The organism is Cryobacterium sp. TMT2-42-4 (genome assembly GCF_004402645.1).
GTDB classification, from domain to species: domain Bacteria; phylum Actinomycetota; class Actinomycetes; order Actinomycetales; family Microbacteriaceae; genus Cryobacterium; species Cryobacterium sandaracinum.
Genome location: NZ_SOFT01000023.1, coordinates 16,442 through 32,956, shown reverse-complemented (window position 1 = coordinate 32,956; position 16,515 = coordinate 16,442). Strand labels below are relative to the sequence as shown.

Genomic DNA, 16,515 nt, shown 5'->3' with positions numbered 1-16,515 from the left:
CTACTCCCGCATCCCGAAGCGGGCGTAGATCGGATGCAACCACTTCGGCGCCCACCAGAGGCACTTCTCGAGCGAGGTCATCACCGCGGGAACCACGATGGTGCGCACGAGGGTCGCGTCCAGCAGCACGGCCACGGCGAGGGCGACGCCGATCTGTTTCATCTGCAGCAGATTGCCGGTCGCGAACCCGGCGAACACGATCACGATGATCAGGGCCGCGGAGGAGATGATCCGGCCCGAGCTCTGCAGACCCGTCTCGATCGCGAGCCGCGTGGCCTCACCCGCCTCGGAGTGCTCCTTGATCCGGGCGAGCAGGAACATCTCGTAGTCCATGGCCAGACCGAAGCCGAAGGTGAGCACGAGGGTCAGGACCAGAGGGTCCACCCCGGCGATCGTATCGGCATCGAAATCGAGCAGGCCTCCGAGATTTCCCTCCTGGAAACCCCAGACCAGGATGCCCACGGAGGCGCCGAGCGAGATGACGCTGATCACGAGGGCGGTGAGCGGGATGACCACGGAACCGGTCATCAGGAAGAGCAGCAGGAACGTGGCCCCGGCGATGATCAGGGCAGCCCAGGGCGCGCCGGCGACCAGTGAGTCGACATAGTCGACCGACGCGGCATCCGTGCCACCGACCCAGTGGTCGAAGTCGGGCCGGTCGTCCCGGATCTGCCGCACAACGGCCGGGCCCTCGTTCTGGTCGACGCCGACGCGCGACACCCAATGTCCGTTCACCAGGGCCGGTGGTGTCGTGCCGGTGACGTTCGGCAGCGTCGCCACCTCCGCGGCCCAGGCCGCGGCGGACGCCTCAGCGGTGTCCGAGACAAGCTGCACCAGCGGGGCCGTGGCGACGGGGAAGTGGTCGTTCAACGCCGTGACGAACCCGTACTGGGTCGAGGCCTTCGGGATGGCGTCGGCGCCGCCGCTGGACACGTTGATGTTCAGCGCGGGGCTGCCGAGCAGGAGGAGCACGGCGATGCCGCCGAGCGCCACGAGTGCGGGCGCCCGTTGCACGCGGCGGGTCAGCCGGGAGAAGACGCCCTCCCGGGGGGCGACGTCGCCGAAACGGGTCAGGAGGGGACCGAGGCCGGGGATGCGGGTCAGCAGGCCCGGCGTCAGCAGCCGGTCGCCGAAGTACCCGAGCAGAGCCGGAACAAGAACGAGCGCCGTCAGGATGGCGATCAGCACCACGGATACCGCGCCGATGGCGATGGCACGGATGATCGCCGGTTCGAAGACCAGCAGGCCCACCGTGGCGATGGCGAAGGTCAGACCGGAGTAGAGCACCGTGCGGCCGGCCGTGTCCGCCGTGATGCCCACCGCCTGCAGCATCAGCTCGTGACGTTCCGTACGCGTCTCGCTGTCGCCGGCCCGTTCCACGAGTGCCCGGAACTCCTCGCGGAACCGGCTGACGATCAGGAGCCCGTAGTCGATGGAGAGCCCCAGCCCGATCACGGTGATGACGTTGAGCACCGTGGTGTCGATCTCCATCAGGTAGCTGAAGCCGAAGAGGGCCCCGAGAGCGCCGGCGATCGAGGCCAGCGCCCCGATCAGCGGGATGCCGGCCGCCAGGAATCCACCGAAGATGATCAGCATCACGAGGAGGGCGATCGGCAACGCGATCAGCTCGCCCTTCTGCAGGTCGGCCTCGGCGACCGCCACCAGGGATTCCACCAGGAGCGGGGTTCCGCCGACTTCCACGGTCGCGTCCGGCTCCAGCTGCCGGACCTCGTCGGCCGCCACGCCGAGCCGTTCTTCCACCTCGCCCAGCAGGTCCTCACTGATGTCACCGCCTGGTGCCACCATCTGGGCGTTCAGCAACAGTCCGGTGCCGTCGGGTGCCAGGAGAGGCATCGCAGCCGGGTTCGGCGAGCCGTCAGGGAGCGGTGGGATGGCGAGCGGGTTGATGACCTCGGTTACCCCGTCGACTTCCAACAAATCGGTCGTGGCCGCGGTGAGGATCAAGCCCAGGTCCGGGGAGGACAGGTCGACGTCGTGGATCAGCAGAGAGAGAGACTCCGTGTCCGCGCCCTCGGTTCCCTGCAGCAGATCGGCGGCCTGGCTGGCCTCGCCTTCAACGGTGGGGCCGGCGCTGGCGAGCCGCTGGAAGAGGTTCTCCCCCGTCACCCCGATCAGTGCCGTCGCCACGCACGCGGCGATCGTGAGCGCCCACACCAGCAGAGAGGTGAACCGGTGACGGGCGATGAAAACGCCCAGTGTGCGCAGCATGGCAGAAGTCCTCCGGTCTCAGGCGGCTACCGCCAAATTACTCCACCCGGCGCCGGCGGACCGACACCTGTCGGGTGCCGGGACACACCGCGCGAGGTGTACGCTCGGAGTCATGCCCCGGATACCCATGGGGGTATAATCCGGGTTGGCCTGATCGCTGCCACTTGGGACGAACGTGCGCCGCAAGATCCTTGTCGGTCGAGTCCGGGGCTCTGCGACAACTTCATCCCGAACGAATTCGACGGAGATTCTGCTCAAAACAGCGCCTGTGGGCTAAAAAACGGGAGTTTGACCCAAAATCTCCGTCGAATTGGTTCGAGACCGGATACGACGAGGACTCACACTCACCTAGGGTGCCTCGTCGACGATGCCGATGAATGCGTTGCCGATGCCGTCGACCTCGGTGCGACTGAGGCCGGCGGCGGCTTCTGGGAGTTCCTCGGATCCGTGGTAGTCACAGGTCAGATAGGTGAAGGCGGGCCACCACTTCTTGGGACGCGCGGCTTCGGAGAACCCGCAGACATCGCAACGAAGTTCCACCCAGACCGGTTTCTTACCGGTGCGGTTGGCCCGAGACTGCGCGAGCCACGCCGGCGGGTTGCGCTCGATCTCGGCCAGTTCAGCCTCCGACATCCGGGAGGGCAGTTCGTGGCGCTGCGCCATTTCGATCGGGATATCCAGGCGTAGGGCGGCCATTCGTCGGGTAATCATCTCGATCAAGGATAGGCGTTCCCGGGCCGGGTAGCCTCGTCGCTTACGGCGCTCCCTGCGTCAAACTCGACTTTCTCGACCCGCCGACGTCGGCCGAGGACCGGAGCACCAACGGTGCGATCACGGTGGGGCTGCCGGCGGACGGGGTGACCTGCCGGGTGGACGCCGGCACGACCAATGGCGAGAGTGACAGCGGGCCGGTCCCGAGTGCCCCCTCCTTCCGCCGCTCCATCACCGCGGCGACCACCAACGGGAAGGTGACGGTCGAAGGGGCACGCCCGTGAAACACTGGGGTATGCGCGATACCTCCTCCCCCCTCGGCCTGCTGCTCGACGTGGACGGGCCGATCGCCAGTCCGGTGTCCCGGACCATCGCCACACCGAGCATCATCACGGATCTGATCAGCCTGGCCGGAGCCAACGTTCCGATCGCATTCATCACCGGGCGGTCGTCGACGTTCATCCGCGAGCAGGTTGTCGCACCGCTCCGTGCAGCCGGATTGCCCGAGTCGATGCGGATGTACGGGGTCTGCGAGAAGGGAGCCGTCTGGTTTCCGATCACGGCCGCGGGGATGGGCGAGATCGTCGTCGATGACAGCGTGGCCCTGCCGGCCGCCGCCGTCGATCGGCTGCGCAACCTCGTCGCCGACCGGTTCAGCGACACGATGTTCTTCGACGAGACCAAGCAGGCGATGGTCTCGGTCGAGCAGCGCACGGATGCCGACCACGGCCGGTACCAGGCCGCCGCGGTGGAATTCAACGAGGCCGCATTCGGGGTGATGGTTGAACTCGGGCTGGGCATCCGTTTCGGTGATCGAGTCGTTCCGGACCAGGCCGGTAGCGTGGGATTCCGGATCGACCCGACGATCATCTCGACCGACATCGAGTCGGTCACCCTGGACAAGGACCGTGGCGCGGAGCGGGCGCTGGCCTTTTTCTCCGAATCGGGAACACTCCCCCGGGTCTGGCGCTCGGTCGGCGACTCGCGCAGCGACTACCTGATGGCCGACCACCTGCATGCCGCCGGCTATGACGTCTCGCATGTGGATGTGCGGCCGTCCGACGGCATCCTCGAACGCCCCTACCCCGTAATCGTCGAGGGGTCCCTGATCCACGACGCGGCCGGCGCAGAATTCCTCCGGTACTGGGTCGACAAGCTGGGCCTGCGCGAAGCGGTTACACCGAACTGAAGCGGATGCCGTCCTGCAGGCGGCTCCGCAACTCGAACACCTTTTCAAAGCTGCCGCGGTCCATTCCGGGCAGCCCGCTGCGCAGCACCCCGATCAGCCGTGACCTCGGCAGCGTGATCACGGTCGGGCGCCGGCCACGGCCGGGGACCGTCAGAGGGTCGGCCAGGGCCTCGTCGGGCAGCACGATCAGCACAGCGGTGAACCTCACCCGGACCGACTTCGCCAGAGCCCGCACGACGCCCTCGACGTCTTCAATCGGACGAGCATCGGGGCCAAGGGCGTCACCGACGAGCTCCCCGCGCCGAAGCTGCACCGGCCCGCCCCAGTCCTCGGACAGGACCGCGAACAGTCCCGCCGGGCCGAGCACGACGTGATCGACCTTGCCGCCCTGCGTGCCGGCCGCCACATCATGCCAGGCCGTGAAGCCGATCCCGAGGGCGGAGACGAGTTGCGCCGTTGATTCCTCGGCCAGTGCCTTCGCCAGCCAATGCCGGATCTCCCGCGGCGCCGAACGGATCAGCGTCGGGGCATACGGGTCATCGATGGAGGTTCCGCGCCCGGCCCATTCCCGGAGGAGTTCGAGGTAACGCTGGCGCGCCTCGCCACCCGGATGGCCGTACATGCGCGCGCGCGGCCCGGCCTGCGTGGCCTGCGCACGGCCGGCTCCGGAGGCGTAGGCGGGGCGCTCCGGGTCGGGGACCGCGTCCGGGTATCGGCGGCGGTCATAGTCGGCGCGCCCCTCCGGGGTTCCCACCCGCTCCCACGCGATCTGAACGAGGTGGAAGGCGGCGGCGTCTCCGCCGACATCCGGATGCGTGTGGCGCAGCAGGCGACGGTAGGCACGACGAAGTTCGTCGTCACTCGCCGACGGGCTGACGCCGAGTACCTCGTAGGGCGACGCCGCGGCCGGGCTATCTGACATCCAGCGTTCTCTTTCAGCGTTAGTGCGGCCGGCAATGGAACAGCCAGCCAATCGTTCCCTCACACTACCGACCCTGGCTGGCATAACACCGGATGCTCCCAGGGCCTCGGCCCGCAGAGACCCGACTTCATGGCACGATCAGCATATGACGACGCACGGCCAACGCCTCCACCGCTCGAGTACCCGACTTATCGGCATGTTGGCGGCGGGTGTCGTCGTGGCCGTTCTGGCCGGGGTGTACGGGAGCTGGACCCTGGCTCCGATCGCGGGCTGGGCGGCCGCCTGCGTGACGTATGTCACCTGGGTGTGGATCACCATCGGCCCCATGGACGTCCAGAACACAGCCAGCCATGCCACCCGGGAGGATTCGTCCCGAGGTGCCGCGGACATCCTGATTGTTCTCAGCAGCCTCGGCAGCCTCGGCGCTCTGGTGTTCCTACTGGTGGGGACCGACACCACCTCGGTCGCCGCACCGGGAATCCTGGCGGCGGCGGCGGTGCTCAGCGTCGGACTCTCCTGGATTCTGGTGCACACCCTGTTCACGCTCCGCTATGCCTCGCTCTACTACTCCGGGCGCGACGGCGGGGTGGATTTTAACCAGGCGGTGCCACCGAGTTACGGGGATTTCGCCTACCTGGCCTTCACGATCGGGATGACGTTCCAAGTCTCAGACACCAGTCTGCAAACGCACGCAATTCGGATGACGGCGCTGCGTCACAGCCTGCTCTCGTACCTGTTCGGCTCGTTCATTCTGGCTACCCTGATCAACCTGGTGGCCGGCCTGTTGCGCTGACGCGGCCCGTCAGCCGGCGCACTCCCGGACCGAGCGCACGGCACTCCCACTGTCGACGGCCACCCACACGCCACCGTCGCTGTCCACGGTCAGCCCGTCGGGGGAGCCGGCCATCCGGGTCGCAACCTCCCTCGAGCGCGAACCCTCGTTCGTGCGCGATGACGGCTCCTTCGACACTTCGGGGCCGGAGGGCCTCCGCGATCGAGCCGACGCGGTGCCGGGGGCTGCGACCTAGTCGCGGAGGATCTGCACCGGGATGGCCACGGCCAGCGAAACGCAGAGGATGCCGCTGAGGAAGATCGGCAACTGCCAGGCCGTCACCTCGAACGCGAACCCGAACAGCCAGAGACCGAAGACGAAGATGGCCATTGCGACGGTGAAGGCGACGGCGTTCATGGTGCGGTCCTTTCGAGCGATGCCCGCACTAAACGCCGGGCCGATGAGTCGAGCGTACCCGGTCGAGCGTCAGACCGGCGACGGCGCCCCGACGGGCTCGATGAGTTCCGGACCGTCACCACGCACCGGGGCGACCTCGTGGTAGCTCAGGCTCTCGACGGCCTCCCGCGAGGCGGCCACCGCGGCGTCGACCAGCGCCTGGTCACCCGGAGTATGGGGGTCAAGCCACTGATCCCACCACTCTTCCGCCAGAATCACGGGCATCCGGTTGTGGAGGGCGGCCAGGGGACCCTCGGCGTCCTGGGTGAGAATCGTCGCGGACAGGACCCACCGGGCCGGGTCGTCGTCGGCCAGGGCCGGATTGCGCCACCAGGAGTAGAGGCCGGCGAAGGCCAGTGGAAGACCGTCGTCTGAGTGGATGAAGTACGGAGTCTTCACGGTGCCGTCCGTGTGCCACTCGTAGTAGCCGGTGGCCGGGACCAGCGCGCGCCGGGACGCGACCGAACTCTTGAAGGTGGGCTTCTCCGCCGCCGTTTCGGCACGGGCGTTGAAGGTGGCGAAGGACGACTGCAGCTCGGTCGCGAATGAGGGGACCAGGGACCAGCGCGCGCCCTCGAGCCGGCGCACGACCGGCCCGGCCTTGGCTGACTCGAGCACGATCGGGATCTTTTCGGTGGGTTTGATGTTCCACGACGGTTCCGGCAGGTTCTCGCCCTCGTGCTCGACGTCGAACATCGCGGCGAGATCGGACGCCGTGTCCGTGATGATGAATCGACCGCACATGGGGACAGGTTACTACCGGACGCCGACACCCCGGTCTGAGAGCGCAGACCGTGCCGGCATCCGCTAGCGTCGATTCCGGCGTCGGCGAGGCGTAGGAGCGAGGAAGCGTCGATGGACGAGCGGAATATGCAGGATCGGTACAGTGCGGATGTACTCTCCCCCGGCTGGCGGGACGCTGGCCGGAAGGTCATCCCGCCGCGGGAAGCCACGCCCGACCTGGTCGTCGAGGAGGTCGCGACCGGTTTCTGCGGTGCCGTGGTGCGGATCGAGAAGAAGATCGTCACCCTGGAGGACCGCCACGGTCAACTACGCCTGTTTCCGCTCGGCGGCGGATTCTTGATTGACGGCGACCCGGTGGTGCTCGTCGTCCCGGTCAGGGCGGCGCCGCAGGGCCGCGCCCGTACCGCCTCGGGATCGATGGCCGTGCGGGATGCCCCGGCGCGGGTGGCCCGAGCAAGCCGCATCTTCGTCGAGGGCCGGCACGACGCCGAGCTTGTGGAGAAGGTCTGGGGAGCCGATCTACGGCTCGAGGGGGTCGTCGTCGAGTACATCGAGGGCGTCGACAACCTCGAGGAGCTCCTGCGAGAGTTCCGCCCGGGACCCACCCGGCGGGTCGGGGTGTTGGTCGACCACCTGGTGCCCGGATCGAAGGAAAGCCGGATCGCCGACGCCGTGGCGCGCGGACCGCACGGCCGGAATGTGCTCGTGGTCGGGCATCCATATATCGACGTCTGGCAGTCCGTGAAGCCGAACCGCGTGGGAATCACGACGTGGCCCGCGATTCCGCGCAGCATCGAATGGAAGCACGGGATCTGCGAGGCCCTCGGCTGGCCTCACGAGGACCAGGCCGATATCGCCCGGGCCTGGCAACGGATCCTGGGACGGGTGCGCACATTCGCCGATCTGGAGCCGGAACTGCTGGGCCGGGTGGAACAACTGATCGACTTCGTCACGACCGAGTAGTGCAGGGTGCGCCCCGATCGACTCATCACCTGCAATCAACGTAACGCTTTGGAACCGAATTGCCACGGAATCTGGATGCACCGCGGCGATGTGGGCTAGGGTTATCTCAGTAGTTGTAGTGCTTGCACGTCTTAAAACGCGGTGACCCCGGTCGCCGCGGCGTATTCCTTTCGGAAGCGGACGACGAATACCGCGACGAACGGCCTCGAAAGTCGGGGCCTTTCTAACACTCCTGGAGGAGTTTCATAATGGCAACAGGTACCGTGAAATGGTTCAACGCTGAAAAGGGCTTCGGCTTCATCGCTCCCGACGACGGAAGCGCCGACGTGTTCGCGCACTACTCCGCGATCGCATCGAACGGCTACAAGTCTCTCGACGAGAACCAGAAGGTCGAGTTCGAGGTAACCCAGGGCCCGAAGGGTCCTCAGGCCGAGAACATCCGCGCCCTCTAAAGTGCGCAACTGCTCAACCAGCGAGGCGGCTTTCCGAGTCGCATAGCTCACGAGCTTCGACAACGCCCCTGCTTCGGCAGGGGCGTTGTCTGCGTTAAGCGAACTACTTGACGAGGTCCTGCCAGCCGTCACCGTCGACGTACTCGAAGATAAGGTTGGTTTCGGTGTGCGCAACCGCCGGATGCTCCGCCAGATGCTGCAGGACGAAGTCCCGCAGGTCCGACGCGTCCGCCGCGGCCACGTGCAGCAGATAGTCGTCGGCGCCGGCGGTGTGGAACAGGCCGATCACCCCGGGCCAGTGCGGCGCCGCCGCCCGGAACGCGTCGATCTGCACGCGGGCGTGCTTGACCAGGCGAACCGAGATCAACGCCTGCAGGGACGCGCCCAGCGCGGCCAGATCGATATTCGCGCGATAGCCTCGGATGTGCCCCAGCTGCTGCAGCCGGCGCAGACGCAGCGACACGGTCGACTCGGCGACGCCGATCTCCGCGGCCAGCGCCGCACCGGAGGCACGGGCGTTCACGGACAGCGCACGCAGGAGCGCCCGGTCGACCCGGTCGATTTCGGCTTTCTTCGGTTCCATCGGCCTACTCTTTCTTCCGTGAGCAGTTTATGCGAAAGCTTCCGCTGATTCGCAAGGGTCTGCAAGGATGATTGCGCCGTGCGGCAGATTCTGTTTGGGTCTGTGCATGACGCCAACGCTTCCGCTGCTGCCGCCCCTGCCTCCCCGCGGACCTGCCCTGCGGCCATCGGCCCCGCACCCGGACACGGTTGCCGTGCACGGCGGGATGGCCGGGCTGACAGCGGCCGGTTCGCATGTGCCCGTGATCGACCTCTCCACGACCAATCCGCTGGCGGGAGTCGAGTGCGGCGGGGACTCCTACGAGAACCTCGCCACCGGAGGTACGATCCGCGAGGGCGATTCCGCGGTGTACCAGCGACTCTGGCAGCCCGGAGTCGCCCGGTTCGAAACGGCACTGTCGGCCCTGGAGGGCACCGAGGGCACCGTCGCCTTCGCGAGCGGAATGGCCGCGCTGGCGGCCGTGCTGATCGCATCCGTGGCCGGCGGCACGCCCCACGTGGTGGCCCTCCGGCCGATCTACGGCGGTACCGACCATGTGCTCGCCACCGGTCTGCTCGGCACGACCGTGTCGTGGGTCGATCCCGACGGGGTTGCCCAGGCAATCCGGCCGGACACCGGACTGGTCATCCTGGAGTCCCCAGCGAACCCGACGCTGGCGCTGACCGACATCCGTGCCGTGGTCGCGGCGGCCGGCAGCGTGCCGGTGCTGGTCGACAACACGTTCGCCACCCCGGTGCTCCAGCGCCCGGTAGATTCGGGCGCCGCGTTGGTGCTGCACAGTGCGACCAAATTTTTGGGCGGCCACGGAGACGTGATGGGCGGCACGGTCTCCGGCCCCGAGCACTGGATGGCGCGCCTGCGCCAGGTGCGGGCCCTGACCGGCGGTGTGCTGCATCCGTTCGCCGCGTATCTGCTGCACCGGGGGCTGCGCACGCTGCCGGTGCGTGTGCGCGCCCAGCAAGCAACCGCGGGCGCCGTCGCGGAGCGCCTCGCGGGTCACCCCGCACTGGCCCGGGTCCTGTACCCGGGGCTGCCCGGGCAGGACCCGCTGGGGCTTTTGGGCCGTCAGGCGAACGGGGCCGGGTCTATCATCGCCCTCGACCTCGCGGGCGGCTTCGATGCGGCCGTGCGGTTCACCGAGGCGTGCACGCTGATCACGCACGCGGTCTCCCTCGGCGGCGTGGACTCACTCGTGCAGCATCCGGCCTCCCTGACCCACCGCCCGGTCGAGGCCGGCGCCCGGCCCGGTGCCGGGATCGTGCGCCTTTCGATCGGCCTCGAGCACGTCGACGACCTGCTCGCCGACATCCTCGCCGCCTTGGACGTGGCGATGGATGTCACTCCCGACGTGGCGAAGGTCGGGGTGCCGAACACCGCGGCTGCCGAACCTCAGGACGCCGTTGTCTGAGCGGCCGTTTCGGTCGAGAGTAGCCGTTCAGCGGGGCGCTCCCGCCCGGAACGGGCACCCGCGATGATCAGATGCGGCTCCGCCGCGGGTCAGCTGCGGCCGAGGCGGCGGCGGAGCAAGTCGATCCGGTTCTGCAGCTGCGTGACGCTGGCCTGCGCGACGGCGGGCCCGCCGCACTCGCGCCGGAGTTCGGCATGCACCATGCCGTGGGGCTCACCGGCGAGCTTCGACCACATGCCTACCAGGCTCGCCAGCAGTGTGCGCTGCTCCTTGAGCGTGCGATAGAGCGGTGGCGGGTCCACCGGGGTGACCTCGCCGGTGACGGGATCCTTGCGTCGGTCGGTGGAGCGCTTGGCTTGCCGGTGCTGGCGCTGGCGCAGCAGCTCGGAGACCTGCTCGGGCTCGAGCAGACCGGGGATGCCGATGAAGTCGAACTCCTCGTCGGTGCCCGGTTCCGCCAGCTCGCCGAACTCGTCGCCGTTGAACATCACCATGTCGAAGGTGGCCTGGGAGTCGATGGCCTGCCAGGTGAATTCCTCGCCGAGGTCGTCGGAGGCCTTCTCCGACGTGTTGGCGTCGGCGACCATGGCGTCTTCGGGGTTGTACATGCCGTCGTCGCCGTCGTCGCGGTTGCTGCGGTCGAGGGCGTGGTCGCGCTCCAGCTCGAGCGCGTTGGCCAGGCTGAGCAAGCTGGGCACATTGGGCAGGAAGATGGACGCCGTCTCACCGCGGCGCCGGGCCCGCACGAACCGGCCAATGGCCTGCGCGAAGAAAAGCGGTGTGGAGGCGCTGGTCGCGTAGACGCCCACGGCCAGGCGCGGCACGTCGACCCCCTCCGACACCATCCGCACGGCCACCATCCAGCGCGAGGTGTTGTGCGCGAACTCGTCGATCCGGTCGCTCGACTCCTTCTCATCGGAGAGTACGACGGTCACCGACTCCCCCGAGATCTCCTGCAGGACGGCCGCGTACGCGCGCGCCATGGTCTGGTCGGTGGCGATGACGAGGCCACCGGCATCCGGGATGCCGTGGCGCACCTGGGTGAGGCGCAAATCGGCGGCGCGCAGCACTGCGGGGATCCACTGCCCGGTGGGTTCCAGGGCGGTGCGCCAGGCCTGGGAGGTGATGTCCTTGGTGTTACCCTCGCCGAGTTTGGCTTCCATCTCGTCGCCGGCGCGGGTGCGCCACTTCATATGTCCGGCGTAGACCATGAACATGACCGGGCGCACGACGCCGTCTTCGAGGGCTCGGCCATACCCGTAGTTGTAGTCGCTCTGGGACAGGCGGATGCCGTGCTCGTCGGGCAGGTAACTCACGAACGGGATCGGCGAGGTGTCCGATCGGAACGGGGTGCCGGTGAGCGAGAGGCGGCGGGTGGCCGGCTCGAACGCCTCCCGGATTGCGTCACCCCAGCTCAGCGCGTCCCCGCCGTGGTGCACCTCATCCAGGATTACAAGGGTGCGGCTGGACTGGGTCAGCTGCCGGTGCAGGGCTGCCCGGCTGGCCACCTGGGCGTAGGTGACGGCAATGCCGTGGTAGTGGTTGCCGTAGCGCCCGTTGGCGTTCTTGAAGTTAGGGTCGAGCCGGATGCCCGCCCGCGCCGCGGCATCCGCCCACTGGCGCTTGAGGTGCTCGGTGGGCGCGACTACCGTGATGCTGTCGATCAGTCGGCGGGCCTTCAGCTCGGCCGCGAGCCGCAGGGCGAAGGTGGTCTTGCCGGCGCCCGGCGTCGCCGCGGCGAGGAAATCACGTGGCTGGTGCACGAAATATGCTTCCAGCGCTTCCGCCTGCCAGGCCCGCAATTTGCCGGCTGTGCCCCACGCGGCACGCTCCGGGAACGAAGGCGAGAGATGCTCGGCTGCACTCGTCCCCTGGGCAGGACCGAAAGGGGGTGGAGTATTCACGTCATACGAACTTACCCGGTGAACGGACTGCCGGGATGCGGGGGGAGAATGGAGCAATGACGACGCCGATGCATCCGTGGTCCCGCTATGTCGCCCTCGGCGACTCCTTCACGGAGGGGGTGGGTGATCCCGAGCCGACGAGCCCGGGTGGGAACCGGGGCTGGTCGGACCGGGTCGCCGAGGTGCTCAGCCAGGGCACACCGGACTTCGCCTACGCGAACCTCGCCGTGCGCGGCAAGCTGATCCGCCAGATCAGCGTGGAGCAGGTGGAGACGGCGCTCGCTCTGCATCCGGATCTGATCACCTTCTCCGGGGGCGGCAACGACGTCCTCCGGCCGGGATCCGACCCCGACCACATCGCCGCCCAGGTCGAGGAGCAGGTGCGCCGGCTGAGTCGCGATAACGCCACCATCGTGCTGTTCACGGGCGCCGATGTGGGCTTCTCCCCCGTATTCCGTGGTATTCGGGGCAAGATTGCGATCTATAACGAGAACCTGCGCGCGGTCGCGACGAAGTATGACTGCGTCGTCGCCGACCTCTGGTCGCTGACCGAGATTCAAGATGCCGGCATGTGGTCTGCGGACCGGCTGCACCTGAACGCTCTCGGCCACCACACCGTCGCACGGATGGTGCTTTCCGATCTCAACGTGCTCAATGCCCTCGAACCCCGGAAGCCCGAGCCAATGCCAGGGCGTACCTTCCGGGAGGCCCGCACGGAGGACATGCAGTGGGCGCGGGAGTACCTGTTGCCGTGGGTTCTGCGCCGTATCCGGCACCAGTCCTCCGGCGACCACGTGCTGCCCAAGCGCCCAGATGCACGGCCGTTCAGCCAGCCCCGGCACTAGACCGGCTCGGCGGCGGCGAGCCGGCGCCGCTCGGTCACCAGCATCCGGTGTCGAACCAATTCGACGGAGATTCTGAAGAAAATGCGGGTTCCCGGTAGGCGCTGCCTCGGATCCGGCCGGTGTTGTGGCTAACTCAGGAGATCCGACCGGCTGGGACGGGCATCGGCACCGGCTCCGCACTGGTCCGCAGTGGCCGGTGAGTGCGGGCGACGGATGTCCTGAGTTGGCCACACGCGCTGGCTCGGCCCGGCCTCACGTGCGACTAGCCCGCGGCCAGCTCGGCCGGGTGGGTGAAGCGCCAGGCGGCCCCCGGGTCGGTCAGCTCGCGCTCGAGCACCAGCGGCACGCTCACCGTGGTCTCCCCCACCTGGAAGTCAATTGCACCGGCCGAGTCGCCGACCTCCCCGAGGGTGACCGGGCGCGCCGCCGGAAGGGCCGTGATGGGCGTGTCCGACCAGACCACGGCTGATGCCGCCTCCGCGGCGACCGCCCGACTCTTCTGCCCCCACTGGGTGGCGTAAGTCGCGTAGGCGGCACCCTTGTCGGCCAGGCTTACCGCGCGGAAACCGGGTTCGACGCTGTCGAGCAGGTCCACGATCGACGCATTCAGTTCGGGATGAGTGTCGCCGCCGAGCATGACGCCGACCAGGGTGATGGTCTCGCCGCCGACCGTGAACTCGGCCGAGTACAGGAGGCAGGCGCCGGCCTCGTCCGTGGTTCCGGTCTTCATCCCGGTGACACCATTGGTGCCGAGGAGCTTGTTGGTGTTGGTGACCGTGCCGATGGTCGGCAGGTCGGACGTCTCCATGGACACGATCTCGGCCAGGACGGGTTCGGCCAAGACAAGCTCGCCGATCGTGACCAGGTCGCCCGGGCTGCTCACGCTGGCCGGCGACAGCCCACTGGTGTCGGCCACCGTGGTGTCGGTCAGACCATTCGCGGCCAGCCAGGTTTCAGCCTCCGCCAGGTAGGCATCCACGGAACCGAATGCCCAGATCGCCAATGAAATGCTGTAATTGTTCGCGGAGGGCAGGAGCATGGCCTCGAAGGCCTCACGCTGGCTGAGCACCATGCCGGCGGACACGGGCGCGACCGAGCCGTCCTCGGCCAGCACGTCGTAGTAGATGTCGACGTCGTCGTCGGTGAAACGGATGTCCGGGCCGGGTTCGTTCAGGCTCAGGGGTTTCTCCTCGAGCAGCACGAGTGCGGTGACCATCTTCGTGATGCTCGCGATCGGCATCGACTCCTGGTCGCCGGTGGAACCGAGCAGCCCCGGGTAGCCGACCGCACCGATGGCGCCCGCACCGGCATCCGGCCAGATCAGCTCGGCGGCCGGTTGGGTGAGCGCGGCCGGTTCGATCAGTTCGACGGCCGCGGCCGGAACCGGGGCCAACCCCGTGCCGGTTAGGTAGCCGATCCCGCCCAGGGTGAGAACCAGGGCCGCCGCAAAGGCAACCCGACGGCGAAGGAACGTTTGGCGTCGGGTCAGTGGCATCCGACGACTCTACCAAGCGCCCGCGTTCAGACGCGCAGAGCGTACAGCGCGACGGCGCTGGCCGAGGCCACATTGAGCGAGTCGACGCCGTGGAGCATGGGGATCGTCACGACGGTGTCGGCGGCCGAGAGAGCCTGGGTGCTGAGCCCGTCGCCCTCGGCGCCGAGAATCAGGGCCAGCCGTTCCGGCGCGTTCCCGGCGAACTGCGGGAGGCTGACGGCGTCGTCGGACAGTGCCAGGGCCGCGAGGTGAAAACCGGCCCCGTGCAGCATCGGGGCGGCCTCGCTCCATTCCGGCAGTCGGGTCCACGGCACCTGAAGCACCGTGCCCATGCTCACCCGCACACTGCGCCGGTAGAGCGGGTCCGCGCAGCGCGGCGTGATCAGGACGGCGTCCGCGCCGAGGCCGGCAACCGAGCGGAAAATGGCGCCCACGTTGGTGTGGTCCACGATGTCCTCGAGGATCACAATGCGCCGCGCGTCCCGGATCACCTCGTGCACCGGCGCCAGATCCGGGCGGTGCATCGCCGCCAGCGCACCGCGGTGCAGGTTATAGCCGGTGAGCCGTTCGAGAACGGATGCCGCGCCGACGTACACGGGCACGTCCGGCCAGTCGACGAGCAGCGGCAGCACGTCGGGCAGCCACTGCTGCTGCAGAAGCACGGACCGTGGGCGGTGGCCGGCCGCGAGGGCGCGGGTGATGACTTTGCTGGACTCGGCGATGTACAGCCCGCCGGCCGGTTCGGAGACACGGCGGAGCGCGACATCCGTCAAGCGCGAGTAGTCGGCGAGACCGGGCAGGTCAAGGTTTTCGATGGGGACGATCTGCACAGCGGGACGCCTTTCACGGGGATGATCCGTCCAGCCTGCCAGTTCCCTCCCCCAGTCGAAAACCGGCGAGTTTAGACTCGGTGTACACAGGATGGAGCTTCATGACCACCGAAACGCTTCCGGTCGCCGTCGGCGCCACTGCCGCCGCTCTGGATGCCGTGGCCGAGGTGCTCCGCGGTCGCCACATCGCGGTGCTGACCGGAGCCGGTCTGAGCACCGATTCCGGCATTCCCGATTACCGTGGGAAGGGGGCCCCCGTGCGTACCCCGATGAACTTTCAGACCTTCATCGGCGACGAGCGGGCGCGCAAGCGTTACTGGGCCGGCAGCCACCTCGGCTGGCACCGGTTCCGCTCTGCGGAGCCCAACCTCGGGCACCGGTCCCTCGCCCGGCTGGAGCAGAGCGGACTGATCAGCGGGGTCATCACGCAGAACGTGGATGGCCTGCACACCCGGGCCGGGTCGCGGCACGTCGTGGACCTGCACGGGTCGTTGGACCTCGTCGTCTGCCTGGACTGCGGTCAGGCATTCGGCCGCGACAGCGTGGCCGCGCGCCTCGAAGCGGCCAACCCGACACTGATGTTACCGGGTGACGTGCGCACAGCCCCCGACGGTGATGCGGAGGTGTCCGACATCGACGGTTTCACCATTCCCGACTGCACGGTCTGCGGCGGTATGCTCAAGCCCAACGTCGTCTTCTTCGGCGAGCTGGTGCCGACAGTGAAGTTCACCGAGGCCACGGCGCTCGTCACCGGTGCGGAGGCCCTGGTCATCGCCGGCTCGTCCCTGTTTGTGAACTCGGGCATCCGTCTGCTGGAACAGGCCCGGCGCCGCAAGCTGCCGATCGTCGTGATCAACCGCGGCGAGACCAAGGGCGACGGCCGGGCACTGCTCAAGCTGGAGGCGGGCACGTCGGAGTCGCTGGCGGGGCTGGCCGACCGCCTCGCCGGCGCATCGGCGTGAAACAGACCCGGTCCATCACCACTCCCACCCCCGCGACAACGGAAACGGCA

At 68.1% G+C, this 16,515-nt stretch carries 16 protein-coding genes; 7 read left to right on the top strand and 9 right to left on the bottom strand.

Annotation, left to right across the window (positions count from 1 at the left end; translation table 11 throughout):
* Together E3O18_RS07510 and E3O18_RS07505 are read right to left on the bottom strand one after the other, a co-directional pair.
* Positions 1 to 2,229, bottom strand: coding sequence for an MMPL family transporter (locus tag E3O18_RS07510; RefSeq protein WP_134417816.1), 2,229 nt, complete (start codon positions 2,227 to 2,229; stop codon positions 1 to 3).
* 348 nt (positions 2,230 to 2,577) lie between these two features.
* Positions 2,578 to 2,940, bottom strand: a complete 363-nt coding sequence (locus E3O18_RS07505; RefSeq protein ID WP_134395545.1) for a hypothetical protein — start codon at positions 2,938 to 2,940, stop codon at positions 2,578 to 2,580.
* A gap of 280 nt (positions 2,941 to 3,220) precedes the next feature.
* Here E3O18_RS07505 and E3O18_RS07500 point away from each other — a divergent pair, with 280 nt between their 5' ends.
* A complete protein-coding gene (locus tag E3O18_RS07500; protein WP_347232338.1) occupies positions 3,221 to 4,129 on the top strand; it encodes a hypothetical protein in 909 nt (302 codons plus the stop codon).
* Here the strand turns inward: E3O18_RS07500 and E3O18_RS07495 are convergent.
* Positions 4,116 to 5,051: a DnaJ domain-containing protein gene (locus E3O18_RS07495; protein ID WP_134395544.1), complete on the bottom strand. Its 936-nt coding sequence runs from the start codon at positions 5,049 to 5,051 to the stop codon at positions 4,116 to 4,118. The two genes, E3O18_RS07500 and E3O18_RS07495, sit on opposite strands and share 14 nt — an antisense overlap.
* Positions 5,052 to 5,247: 196 nt before the next feature.
* On the opposite strand from E3O18_RS07495, the gene E3O18_RS07490 reads away from it, so the two are divergent.
* Complete coding sequence (locus E3O18_RS07490; protein ID WP_241976586.1) at positions 5,248 to 5,844, top strand: DUF1345 domain-containing protein; 597 nt, start codon at positions 5,248 to 5,250, stop codon at positions 5,842 to 5,844.
* Positions 5,845 to 6,075: 231 nt separating this feature from the next.
* On the opposite strand, the gene E3O18_RS16075 is transcribed toward E3O18_RS07490, so the two are convergent.
* Positions 6,076 to 6,240, bottom strand: coding sequence for a hypothetical protein (locus E3O18_RS16075; RefSeq protein ID WP_158250294.1), 165 nt, complete (start codon positions 6,238 to 6,240; stop codon positions 6,076 to 6,078).
* Positions 6,241 to 6,309: 69 nt separating this feature from the next.
* Entirely contained in the window at positions 6,310 to 7,023 is a 714-nt protein-coding gene (locus tag E3O18_RS07480) for an SOS response-associated peptidase (RefSeq protein ID WP_134395541.1), read from the bottom strand.
* A gap of 126 nt (positions 7,024 to 7,149) precedes the next feature.
* On the opposite strand from E3O18_RS07480, the gene E3O18_RS07475 reads away from it, so the two are divergent.
* Positions 7,150 to 7,986, top strand: coding sequence for a DUF3097 domain-containing protein (locus E3O18_RS07475; RefSeq protein WP_134395599.1), 837 nt, complete (start codon positions 7,150 to 7,152; stop codon positions 7,984 to 7,986).
* A 248-nt stretch (positions 7,987 to 8,234) separates the two neighbouring features.
* Positions 8,235 to 8,438 (top strand): cold-shock protein, encoded by a 204-nt coding sequence (locus E3O18_RS07470; RefSeq protein WP_035840308.1) that lies wholly within the window; start codon positions 8,235 to 8,237, stop codon positions 8,436 to 8,438.
* Between the two features lie 103 nt (positions 8,439 to 8,541).
* Here the strand turns inward: E3O18_RS07470 and E3O18_RS07465 are convergent, their stop codons facing one another.
* Positions 8,542 to 9,021: an Lrp/AsnC family transcriptional regulator gene (locus E3O18_RS07465; protein ID WP_104102139.1), complete on the bottom strand. Its 480-nt coding sequence runs from the start codon at positions 9,019 to 9,021 to the stop codon at positions 8,542 to 8,544.
* A 106-nt stretch (positions 9,022 to 9,127) separates the two neighbouring features.
* Between E3O18_RS07465 and E3O18_RS07460 the strand changes: the two genes are divergently transcribed.
* Positions 9,128 to 10,429: an aminotransferase class I/II-fold pyridoxal phosphate-dependent enzyme gene (locus E3O18_RS07460; protein WP_134395540.1), complete on the top strand. Its 1,302-nt coding sequence runs from the start codon at positions 9,128 to 9,130 to the stop codon at positions 10,427 to 10,429.
* A gap of 89 nt (positions 10,430 to 10,518) precedes the next feature.
* Here E3O18_RS07460 and E3O18_RS07455 read toward each other — a convergent pair whose 3' ends face one another.
* On the bottom strand, positions 10,519 to 12,333 hold the full coding sequence (locus E3O18_RS07455; RefSeq protein ID WP_134395539.1) for a DEAD/DEAH box helicase: 1,815 nt from the start codon (positions 12,331 to 12,333) through the stop codon (positions 10,519 to 10,521).
* Positions 12,334 to 12,389: 56 nt separating this feature from the next.
* On the opposite strand from E3O18_RS07455, the gene E3O18_RS07450 reads away from it, so the two are divergent.
* The gene (locus E3O18_RS07450; protein ID WP_134395538.1) at positions 12,390 to 13,178 is read left to right on the top strand and encodes an SGNH/GDSL hydrolase family protein; all 789 of its coding nucleotides are present in this window, start codon (positions 12,390 to 12,392) and stop codon (positions 13,176 to 13,178) included.
* A 262-nt stretch (positions 13,179 to 13,440) separates the two neighbouring features.
* Here E3O18_RS07450 and E3O18_RS07445 read toward each other — a convergent pair whose 3' ends face one another.
* A complete protein-coding gene (locus tag E3O18_RS07445) occupies positions 13,441 to 14,673 on the bottom strand; it encodes a D-alanyl-D-alanine carboxypeptidase (RefSeq protein WP_134395537.1) in 1,233 nt (410 codons plus the stop codon).
* Between the two features lie 26 nt (positions 14,674 to 14,699).
* Positions 14,700 to 15,503, bottom strand: a complete 804-nt coding sequence (locus E3O18_RS07440; protein ID WP_134395536.1) for an RNA methyltransferase — start codon at positions 15,501 to 15,503, stop codon at positions 14,700 to 14,702.
* Positions 15,504 to 15,604: 101 nt separating this feature from the next.
* Here E3O18_RS07440 and E3O18_RS07435 point away from each other — a divergent pair, with 101 nt between their 5' ends.
* Positions 15,605 to 16,465, top strand: a complete 861-nt coding sequence (locus tag E3O18_RS07435; protein WP_134395535.1) for a Sir2 family NAD-dependent protein deacetylase — start codon at positions 15,605 to 15,607, stop codon at positions 16,463 to 16,465.
* The last annotated feature ends 50 nt before the right edge of the window (positions 16,466 to 16,515 follow it).